Annotated in this window: 9 protein-coding genes; 6 read left to right on the top strand and 3 right to left on the bottom strand. The window is 72.9% G+C overall.

Annotation, left to right across the window (positions count from 1 at the left end; translation table 11 throughout):
- Window positions 1-117: 117 nt before the first annotated feature.
- Both CCS38_RS34395 and CCS38_RS34390 read left to right on the top strand, forming a co-directional pair.
- The gene (locus CCS38_RS34395) at window positions 118-1380 is read left to right on the top strand and encodes a cytochrome P450 (protein WP_223737495.1); all 1263 of its coding nucleotides are present in this window, start codon (window positions 118-120) and stop codon (window positions 1378-1380) included.
- Window positions 1305-2528, top strand: coding sequence for a cytochrome P450 family protein (locus tag CCS38_RS34390; protein ID WP_223737492.1), 1224 nt, complete (start codon window positions 1305-1307; stop codon window positions 2526-2528). Before CCS38_RS34395 ends, CCS38_RS34390 begins: the two co-directional genes overlap by 76 nt.
- Here CCS38_RS34390 and CCS38_RS34385 read toward each other — a convergent pair.
- Entirely contained in the window at window positions 2515-4314 is a 1800-nt protein-coding gene (locus tag CCS38_RS34385) for a FadD3 family acyl-CoA ligase (protein ID WP_223737491.1), read from the bottom strand. The two genes, CCS38_RS34390 and CCS38_RS34385, sit on opposite strands and share 14 nt — an antisense overlap.
- A gap of 189 nt (window positions 4315-4503) precedes the next feature.
- Between CCS38_RS34385 and CCS38_RS34380 the strand changes: the two genes are divergently transcribed.
- The 3 genes from CCS38_RS34380 to CCS38_RS34370 are packed head-to-tail and all read left to right on the top strand — an operon-like array spanning window position 4504 to window position 6977.
- Window positions 4504-5655, top strand: coding sequence for a lipid-transfer protein (locus CCS38_RS34380; protein WP_223737490.1), 1152 nt, complete (start codon window positions 4504-4506; stop codon window positions 5653-5655).
- Between the two features lie 15 nt (window positions 5656-5670).
- Window positions 5671-6210: a Zn-ribbon domain-containing OB-fold protein gene (locus CCS38_RS34375; protein WP_372457200.1), complete on the top strand. Its 540-nt coding sequence runs from the start codon at window positions 5671-5673 to the stop codon at window positions 6208-6210.
- Window positions 6207-6977 carry an enoyl-CoA hydratase/isomerase family protein gene (locus CCS38_RS34370; protein WP_223737489.1) on the top strand — a complete coding sequence of 257 codons (771 nt, stop codon included), beginning with the start codon at window positions 6207-6209 and terminating at the stop codon, window positions 6975-6977. Before CCS38_RS34375 ends, CCS38_RS34370 begins: the two co-directional genes overlap by 4 nt.
- A gap of 48 nt (window positions 6978-7025) precedes the next feature.
- Here CCS38_RS34370 and CCS38_RS34365 read toward each other — a convergent pair whose 3' ends face one another.
- Window positions 7026-7535, bottom strand: a complete 510-nt coding sequence (locus CCS38_RS34365) for a hypothetical protein (RefSeq protein WP_223737488.1) — start codon at window positions 7533-7535, stop codon at window positions 7026-7028.
- Between the two features lie 132 nt (window positions 7536-7667).
- On the opposite strand from CCS38_RS34365, the gene CCS38_RS34360 reads away from it, so the two are divergent.
- Window positions 7668-8597 (top strand): hypothetical protein, encoded by a 930-nt coding sequence (locus CCS38_RS34360; protein WP_223737487.1) that lies wholly within the window; start codon window positions 7668-7670, stop codon window positions 8595-8597.
- A 48-nt stretch (window positions 8598-8645) separates the two neighbouring features.
- Here the strand turns inward: CCS38_RS34360 and CCS38_RS34355 are convergent.
- Window positions 8646-9869: outer membrane protein assembly factor BamB family protein (locus CCS38_RS34355; RefSeq protein WP_223737486.1), on the bottom strand; the 1224-nt coding region annotated here is incomplete at its 5' end.

The raw sequence follows: 9869 nt of genomic DNA, 5'->3' as shown, positions 1-9869 counted from the left end.
TCGGCATCCAGGCGCGGGAGTCCTTGGACCAGGTGGCGTCGTCGTGCAGCAGCTCCAGCGCGGCGCGGTAGTCGGTGACCAGCATCGCGGGCACGCCCGGCGCAGGACGCGGTACGGCTGTACGGACCCGACTTCGCGGCCGACCCGCACGGCATCTACGCCGAGCTGCGGCGGCAGGGGCCGGTCGCGCAGGTCGAGATCGCGCCGGGCGTGCCCGCGATGCTGGTCACCGACTACCGCGCCGCGCTGGAGCTGCTGCACGACGACGCCACCTGGTCCAAGGACTCCCGCGCCTGGATGCCGACCGTGCGCCCGGACTCGCAGGTCATGCCGATGCTCGCCTGGCGGCCCAATGTGTTCTTCAGCGACGGCGAGGCGCACGACCGCTACCGCAAGGTGATCACCGACAGCTTCGCCCTGCTCGAACCGTACGAGCTGCGCGGATACGTGCAGGGCGCGGCCGACACGCTGATCAGCCGGTTCGGCGCCGAGGGCCGGGCCGACCTGATCACCCAGTACGCGCGCGTGCTGCCGCTGATGATCTTCAACCGGGTCTTCGGGCTCCCCGACTCCTACAGCGACCGGCTGATCTCCGCCCTCGCCGGAATGCTGGAGGGCCGCAGCCCCGAGGAAGCGGCCAAGGCCAATGAGGACTTCACGCGCTACGTCATGGAGCTGATCGCCGCCAAGAAGGAACACCGCGGCCCCGACCTCACCTCCTGGTTCATGGACCACCCCGCGGGCCTCACCGACGAGGAGCTGATCCACCAGATCGTCCTCACCATGGGCGCCGGGCACGAGCCGACGACCAACCTCATCGGCAACGCGCTCGCCCGCATGCTCTCCGACGACCGTTACTACAGCACCCTGTCCGGCGGCGCGCTCACCGTGCGCGACGCCATCAACGACGTGCTGTGGAACGACCCGCCGCTCGGCAACTACTCGGCGCACTTCCCCCGCCGGGACGTCTTCTTCCACGGCACCTGGATCCGCGCGGGCCAGCTCACGATGGTCTCGTACGCCGCGGCCAACGCGCAGTTCGGCACCGTCCCGCTGGAGCAGCCCGGCGCGGGCGGCGGCGCGCACCTGTCCTGGGCCGCGGGGCCGCACGCCTGCCCCGTACGCACCACCGCGCTGCTCATCGCGACCACCGCCATCGAGCGGCTCACCGCCTGGCTCTCCGACATCGAACTCACCGTGCCCTTCGATCAGCTGGAGTGGCGGGTCGGCGCCTTCCACCGTGCGCTGGCCGCGCTCCCGGCGCGCTTCACTCCCCTCACCCCCGATCAGGCAGGAGCCACCCCATGGGACAGCAGCCCGTCGCCATCGACCCGGCCGGCACCGACCTCCCCGGTGAGGCCGCCCGCCTCCGCGCGTTAGGCCCCGCCGCGCTCGTCGAACTGCCCGGCGGCATACGGGCCTGGTCGGTCGGCGGGCACGCCCTGCTCAAGCGGCTGCTGGCCGACGACCGGGTGAGCAAGGACCCGCGGCAGCACTGGCCCGCCTGGCGGAACGGCGAACACCACGACAGCTGGCTGCAGTCCTGGGTCGGCGTCACGAACATGTTCACCGCCTACGGCGCCGACCACCGCAGGCTGCGCAAGCTCGTGGCTCCGGCGTTCACCGGGCGGCGCACCGAGGCGATGGCGCCGCGCGTCGAGCGGATCACCAGGGAACTGCTGGCGGGCCTGGAGGCGGCGCCCGCCGGTGAGCCGGTCGATCTGATCTCTTCCTATGCGCACCCCCTTCCGATGCGGGTGATCTCCGAACTCTTCGGGGTGCCCGAGGAGTCCCGGGCGGAGGTGAAGGAGTGCATAAACGAAATCTTCGATACCTCCGCCACCCCCGAACAGGCCGCCGCCACCGCGCAGAAGGTCGGCACCGTCCTCGGCTCCCTCATCGCCCTCAAGCGGAAGGAGCCCGGCGACGACATGACCAGCGTGCTGGTCTCCACCCGCGACGACGACGGCTCCCGGCTGGAGGAGCGGGAACTGCTCGACACCCTCCTGCTGGTGATCGGCGCCGGTTACGAGACGACTGTCAACCTCATCGGCAACGCCGTCCACGCCCTGCTCACCCACCCCGAGCAGCGCGCCCTGCTGACCTCCGGGCAGGCCGGCTGGGACGACGTCATCGAGGAGACGCTGCGCTGGGCGCCCAGCATCGCCAACCTGCCGCTGCGGTACGCCGTCGAGGACATCCCGCTGGCGGACGGCACGGTCATCCGGCAGGGCGACCCGATCCTCGCCGCCTACGCCGCGGCCGGCCGGGACCCCGAGCGGCACGGAGCGGACGCCGACTCCTTCGAGCTGCGCCGCGCCGACCGCGAGCACCTCGCCTTCGGGCACGGGGTGCACTTCTGCCTGGGCGCGCCGCTGGCCCGCATGGAGGCCCGCACCGCACTGCCGGCGCTCTTCGACCGCTTCCCGGACCTGGAGCTGGCGGCGCCCACGTCCGAACTGCGTGCCACCGGCTCGTTCATCGGCAACGGCCTGCAGTCCCTGCCGGTCCGCCTCAGCCGCGGCTGACCTTGCGGCCGGTGGTGACCGGGGCGTCGGTGGCTCGGTCGGCGCCGGTTGCGGGTGCGGTTGCAGGTGCGGTTGCGCGGAGCCTCTCCTTGAGGACCTTGCCACTGGCGTTCCGCGGCAGCTCGGGCAGGAACATCACCTCCCTGGGCACCTTGTAGTTGGCCATCTCCCGGCGCGACCAGACGAGCACTTCGTCCGCCGACACGGTCGCGCCGGGACGCCGCACCACGTACGCCCGGCCGACCTCGCCCAGCCGGGCGTCCGGTATCCCGATCACGGCGGCGTCGGCGATATCCGGGTGGCGCAGGAGCAGTTGCTCGATCTCGGCCGGGTAGGCATTGAACCCGCCGACGATGAACATGTCCTTGATCCGGTCGGTGATCCGCAGATTGCCCGCCTCGTCCAGCACCCCCACGTCCCCCGTGCACAGCCAGCCGTCCGGGGTGACGGCGCGGGCGGTGCCCTCGGGGTCCTCGAAGTAGCCCGTCATGACGTGATAGCCGCGCACCCGTACCTCGCCGGGCGTGCCCGGAGACACCGCGCGCCCCTCGGCGTCGACCACCGCCACCTCCGTGCCCGGTATCGCCCGGCCCGACGTGCCGGCGATCACCTCGGGCGGGTCGCCGCGCCGGCACATCGTGACCACCCCCGAGCTCTCCGACAGGCCGTACGCGGTCAGTACCGTGGCGATCCCCAGCTCCCCGCGCAACCGCTCGACCAGCTGCAACGGCACCACCGCGGCGCCGGTCACCACCAGCCGCAGCGAGGAGAGGTCGTGCCGGGCGCGCGCGGGGTGGTCCAGCAGCTGCTGGTGCAGCGACGGCGGCCCCGGCAGCACGGTGATCCGCTCGGCGGCGATGTTGGCGAGCGCGGTGTCGGCACTGAACACCGGCTGCGGGACCATCGTCGCGCCCCGCAGCAGACAGGCCAGCACGCCTGCCTTATAGCCGAAGGTGTGGAAGAACGGGTTGACGATCAGATAGCGGTCCCCCTCGCGCAGTCCCGCCAGCTCGCTCCAGACGCCGTACGCGCGCAGGGTCCGGTCATGGGTGATCACTGCGCCCTTGGGCCGCCCCGTGGTGCCCGAGGTGAAGACGATGTCCGAGGGTGCGTCGGGCGCCACGGCGTCCGCACGCTCCCGTACGACCGCGGCAGGCACCCGGTCACCCCCGGCCAGGAACTCCCGCCACGTGCGGAAGCCGACGGGCGCGTCGTCGGCCAGCACCACCGCGTCCCGCAGGTCCGGCAGGCCCGGCAACGGGCCGCGCCCCGTGCCTTCCGCGGTGGCCCGGCGCAGCGAGGCGACGTACGACGTGCCGAGGAAGGTACCGGTGACGAAGAGCAGCCGGGCGCGGGTGCGGCGCAGGACGTAGGCGGCCTCGGCGCCCTTGAAACGTGTGTTGACCGGCACCAGGACCGCGCCCGCCGACACCGCGCCGAGCGCGGAGACGATCCAGTCCGCGGTGTTCGGCGCCCAGACCGCCACCCGGTCGCCGGGCGCGACGCCGGCGGCGATGCAGGCCGCGGCGGTGCGCTCGACCCGCGCGCCGAGCTCTTCGTACGAGACACGGGCCCGCCCCTCGACCACCGCCTCGCGGCTGCCGTACCGAGCAGCCGCGGCCCGCACCAACCGCGGAATGGACCCGAACTCAAGATCGGCCCGCGGATCCGACGGCTCGTCGTCCGCAACCGCAGCGCGCAACGCCTGTGGTCCGGCCGTGCCCCCATGCCCCTCCGGGGGCCCGGCGCCCTCGCCGCCCTTCTTCCGCTGCACCTCGCCGGGCATCGCGCCTGCCTTTCTCCCCCGGCGCCGGGGCGGGCCGCTCGGGGTGTCCGGGAGCCCGCCCGGGGGCCGTGCGGCGCGTACCTGCCGGGAGAACCCTGTGCCAGTTAGCTGACTGGTCGTCAGATTAGCGGTAGCCTCCTCGGCTGTCAGTACGGACGACAGGCCGGACGACCGACCACGGAGGTGGCGATGGGGGCGACCCTCAAGGACGCTACGGCGATAGCCGGCATCGGACAGACACCCTTCGCCAAACGCCTTCCCGAATCCGAGAAGACGCTGGCCTGCCGCGCGATCACGGCCGCCCTGGCCGACGCCGGCATCGCCCCCTCGGAGGTCGACGCCTTCGCCTCCTACACCATGGAGGAGACCGACGAGGTCGAGGTCGCGAAGGCCATCGGCGCGGGCGACGTCACCTTCTTCTCCAAGGTCGGCTACGGCGGCGGCGGTTCCTGCGCCACCGTGGCGCACCTGGCCGCCGCCATCGCCACCGGCCAGGCCACCGTCGGCGTCGCCTGGCGCTCGCGCAAGCGCGGCTCCGGGCCCCGCCCCTGGAAGAACACTGCCGTTCAACTCCCCACCCCCGCTCAATGGACCCGTCCCTTCGGCCTGCTGCGCCCGGCCGACGAGATCGGGATGCTCGCCCGTCGCTACATGCATCAGTACGGAGCCACCCGCGACCACTTCTTCAACGTCGCGCTGGCCTGCCGCAACCGCGCCAACCAGAACCCCGCGGCCGTCATGTACGACCGTCCGCTGACCCGCGAGATGTACATGACCGCGCGCTGGATCAGCGAGCCGCTCTGCCTCTTCGACAACTGCCTGGAGACCGACGGCGCGCTGGCCTGCGTCCTGGTCTCCGCCGAGCGCGCCCGCGACTGCCGCCGCGCCCCCGTCTACGTCCACGCCGCCGCCCAGGGCCTGCCCGCCCAGCACCACGGCATGGTCAACTACTGGAACGACGACCCGCTCACCGGACCCGCCTGGACCGCGGCCCAACACCTGTGGAAGTCCGCCGACTTCGGCCCGCAGGACGTGGACGTCGCGCAAATCTACGACGCCTTCACCCCGCTCATACCGCTCTCCCTGGAGGGCTACGGCTTCTGCGGGCGGGGCGAGGGCGCGGCCTTCACCGAGAAGGGCGCCCTGGAGATCGGCGGCCGGCTCCCGCTGAACACCGGCGGCGGTGGCCTCTCCGAGGCGTACGTCCACGGTTTCAACCTGATCACCGAGGGCGTCAAGCAGCTGCGCGGCACCAGCACCGCGCAAGTGCCGGACGCCGCGACCTGCCTCGTCACCGCGGGCGAGGGCGTCCCGACTTCCGCGCTTCTGCTGAGGAGTTGACCGTCAGTGAAATTCATGAAACCGAGTGTGACAGCCGCCACTGACAACCGCACCGCGCCCGCCACGCCTGTGGATAACTCCGCGACGACCGCCGCGGAACCCGCCGCGAACCCACCCGCTGACGGCTTCCTGCTCCCCGTCCCCGACGAGGACGGCGCACCGTTCTGGGCGTATGCGGCAAGCGGCGAACTGCGCGTCCAAGCCTGCGCCGACTGCGGCGAACTGCGCTTCCCGCCCCGGCCCTGCTGCCCGCACTGCCAGTCCTTCGCGAGCGAGTGGCGGCGGATGTCCGGCCGCGGCCGGATCTGGTCCTACGTCCTGCCGCACCCGCCGCTGCTGCCCGCGTACGCCGCCCTCGCGCCGTACAACGCCATCGTCGTCGAACTGGCCGAGGCGCCGCACATCCGGCTGGTCGGCAACCTCGTCAGCGCGCCGGACGCCGCGCTGAACTCCGTTCCCCCGGAACGGCTGCGCATCGGCGCCGCGGTGAAGGTGACCTTCCACGAAATGGCGGACGGCGTGACCGTGCCCCGCTGGCTGCTGGAGCGCCCGTGACCGTACGCGTCGACACCCGGGCCGCCGAGGGCGTCGCCCTGATCACCCTCGACCGGCCCGGCCGTCTCAACGCCGTCGACCTGGCGACCGCCGAGGAGCTGGCGGGCGCCTGGCGCGCTCTGCGCTTCGACGACACCGTGCGCGCGGCGGTCGTCACCGGCGCCGGCGACCGCGCCTTCTGCACCGGCGTGGACCGCTCGGTGCGCGTGCCGCAGCCGGCCTCCCCGTACTCCCTCGACGATCCGCTGCTCCGCGTCGGTCCCAAGGCGGCCGACCTGTGGAAGCCGGTGATCGCCGCGGTCGACGGCATGGCCTGCGGCGGCGCGTTCTACCTGCTGGGTGAGTGCGAGTTCATCGTGGCCTCCGAGACCGCGACGTTCTTCGACCCGCACACGACCTACGGGATGGTCAGTGCGTACGAGTCGGTCCTCATGGCGCAGCGCATGCCGTACGGGGAGATCGCCCGGCTCGCCCTGATGGGCACCGCCGAGCGGCTCGGCGCCCGCCGCGCGCACGAGGTGGGCCTGGTCTCCGAGCTGACGCCGCCGGGCGAGGCGCTGCCCGCCGCCCTGCGCGCGGCCGAGACCGTCGCCGCCCAGCCCACGGAAGCCGTACAGGGCACCGTACGGGCCCTGTGGGCGGCGAAGGAGGCGGCCCGCAGCCAGGCCCTGGCACACGCCCCGCACCTCATCGCGCTGGGCAACCTGCCACCGGAGCGGCAGGCGGAGCTCTTCGGAGAGCGCGGAAAGGAGTACCGGATGCGGTGATGGCCTCGGCCGCCATCCAGAGAGGTCCGAGAGACGGGTGGCTGTGGCTCAGCGCAGGTCGGTGAGGACGCAGTCGGTGACCTTGTCGGCACGGGCGGGGTGGGCCATCGGAATGGCGACCACGGTGTCCTCCGACGAGTCGTACCCGTAGAGGGCATCCATATACGGGTTGACGGTGACGCGCGCGGTGTCCACTGTCGTGCGGTCGGCGCCGCGGAACTCGACCGTGACCGTCACGTCCTCGTTCGGGTCCTCGACCACCAGCTCCACCTTGGCCCCGGGCTTCGCCGCGTCCGGGTCGTCGCTGACACAGCCAACGACTTTGCCCCGCCGCTCGGCATATGGGTCGTACGTCGAGTCGCCACTGCCCGAGTAGTCGTCGTCATCGTCATCGTCGTAGTGGTTGCTGCTGCCGTGGTAGCCGCTGCTGCTGGAGGCGCTGCAGCCGCCGCCACCGCTGTCACCCCCGTCACTGCCGCGGCCGTGCGGCCGGAAGCCGGTGAGCGAGAGCAGAACAACGGCCACGACGGCCGTGAGCCGCAGATGACGGCGTGCCATGAGAATTTCCCCCGATTGATTGACGAGCGCACGTCACGATACCGGGGCCGGATTGCCCCGTGGCGGCCCGCGGCGGCACGGCGTAGCGTCGGCTGTGGAGGCATCAGGACGATGCGAAGCGAGGCGACGCTTGTGGTGCGCAACGTAATCGGCTCCCTGATCGCCCTCATCGGAGCGGCGGCCGCCGTATGGAGCCCCTTCCGTCCTTGGTACGACGGCCGTCATGGTGAGGACGTCCGTATCGCGGACCTCTTCAACGGGATCACCGGCAGCGGGGCCGACGTCATGCGCTCACTCCTGCTGCCGATGCTGGCCGCGGCCGTGCTGACGCTGATCGGCGTGGTGCTGCGGTCCCGCCTGGTGGTCACGCTCGCGGGGCTGGTCGTGCTCGGCTTCACCGTCCTGTGGATGGTCCGGCAGGGCCAGGCGGCCGGCAGCCTCACCGTGGGGAGCGGGGGCCGCGGCCTGGGTCTGGGAGTCGCGGCGGCGCTCGGCGGCGGCGTCCTGCTGTTGCTGGGCGCGCTGCTGATGAGCGGCCGCCGCGCCCGCCGGCGCCGCAAGGCGCGGGAGCGCGAGGAGGAGTACGCGCCCGCACCGTACGGAGGAGAGCCCGACGACGGGTACGCGTACGACGGCGGACCCGGAGGCGCGCCGTACGCCTATGAGGGACAGCCGGACCAGCGCCCGTATGCGACGCCTCCGAACGGCCCCTACGGACAGCCGCCCACCGTCCCTTACGAACAGCAGCCCGTTCAGCAGCCCGTCCAGTGGCCGGGCGCAGGCGTCGGCTCCTCGGCCGACGGCCCCGCACGAGAGCCCTGGCCCCCGGCGACGCACGACGGCACGACCCCGCCGGCCGGTACACCGACGGTCGCGTCCCAGGAGCCGTATCAGGGGCCGTATCAGGGGCCGTATCAGGGGTCCTACCAGGACGAGAGCCCGTACCGCAGCGAGCCGCCGACCGAGAACGCGCACCCCGCCCCGGCCGACCGTACGCAGCCGCTGCCGCCCGTCCTCGGCGACCGGCAGCCCGGACAGGGCCGCCCGCCCGAGGAGCGCTAGCCGGAAAGACCGGCGCCAGGCCAGCACCGCACAGGCCCGCGCCGCGCCCTAGGAGCGCCGCGCCTGCCCCGTACCCTTCGCGGCGTCCAGCGCGTATACGCAGCGGTCCTTGCTGCAGGCGTAGACGACGCCCGCCGCGGCCACCGGGGTACCGGTGATCTCGCCGCCGGTCGCCAGCTTCCAGCGCAGTTGGCCGCCCATCGCGTCCAGCGTGTACAGGCAGTGGTCGGCGGACCCGAAGTGCACCCGGCCGTCCGCGGCCACCGGTGCCCCGATGACCTCTCCGCCCGCCTGGAAGCGCCAGCGGGGCGTGCCCGCGACCGCGTCCAGCGTGTACAGGGCGTTGCCGCTGCCCAGGTGCACCGCGCCGTCGGCGACCAGTACCGGCTCGGTCGACTGGCGTGCCTCGGTGGCGATCCGCCAGCGGTCCCGGCCGTCGTTCGCGTCCAGCGCGTAGACCGTACCGAGGTAGTCCGCGAGGTAGATGCCGCCGCCGGTGACGGCCGGCCCGGGGGCGTACGCGGGCGGCGCCAGGAAGACCGCCGGCGCCTCGAAGTGCCAGCGGACGTCGCCGCGGTTGCTGTCGATGGCCAGGACGCGCGTGCCGGCCACGACGTAGACCACGCCGTCCGGGGCGGTCAGCAGCCGCACAGGCACCCCGCCGCAGGACGCCGCGTCCCCGACGGGGTACGACCAGCGCTCGACGCCCGTACGGGCCTCCAGCGCCTTCAGCCGGGCGTCCGCCCAGACGTACACCGTGCCCTGGTGCACGACGGGACCGGACTCGGCGGTCTCGAAGTCGGTCTGCGCGCCGCCGATCTCCCACAGCAGCTCGCCGTTGGCCGCTTCCCACGCCTGCACGCCACCGCCGCGGGTGCCGGTGACGACCGTGCCGCGGTCGACGCCGAGGCTGTAGACCCAGCCCTCGGTGTTCAGCCGCCACAGCTCGGAGCCGTCGGTGGCGTCCAGCGCGTACAGGCTCGGGCCGTCCGAGGCGTGGATCCGGCCGTCCGAGACGGCCATCGCCCAGGCGACCTCGCGGGTCTTGAACTGGCGCCGCCCGCTGGCCACATCGAGCGCGTGCACCTCGAAGGAGGTGACGTACAGCAGGTCACCGGAGACGACCGGGGTGCCCCACACATCGTTGGACATGCGGAAGCGCCAGGGGCGCCAGCGGCCGTGTCCGCCCTGCGCCGCGGGATCGCCGGGCCGGCCGCCCGTGGGCGCGCCGTGGGCGCCCTGCGGGCCCGGTGCGGGCTGCGGAGGCACCGC

Source organism: Streptomyces purpurogeneiscleroticus (assembly GCF_020024005.1).
In the GTDB taxonomy this organism is placed as follows: Bacteria; Actinomycetota; Actinomycetes; order Streptomycetales; family Streptomycetaceae; genus Streptomyces; species Streptomyces purpurogeneiscleroticus.
The sequence above is the reverse complement of the archived record's forward strand: the minus strand, read 5'-3'. Positions and strand labels throughout refer to the sequence as shown.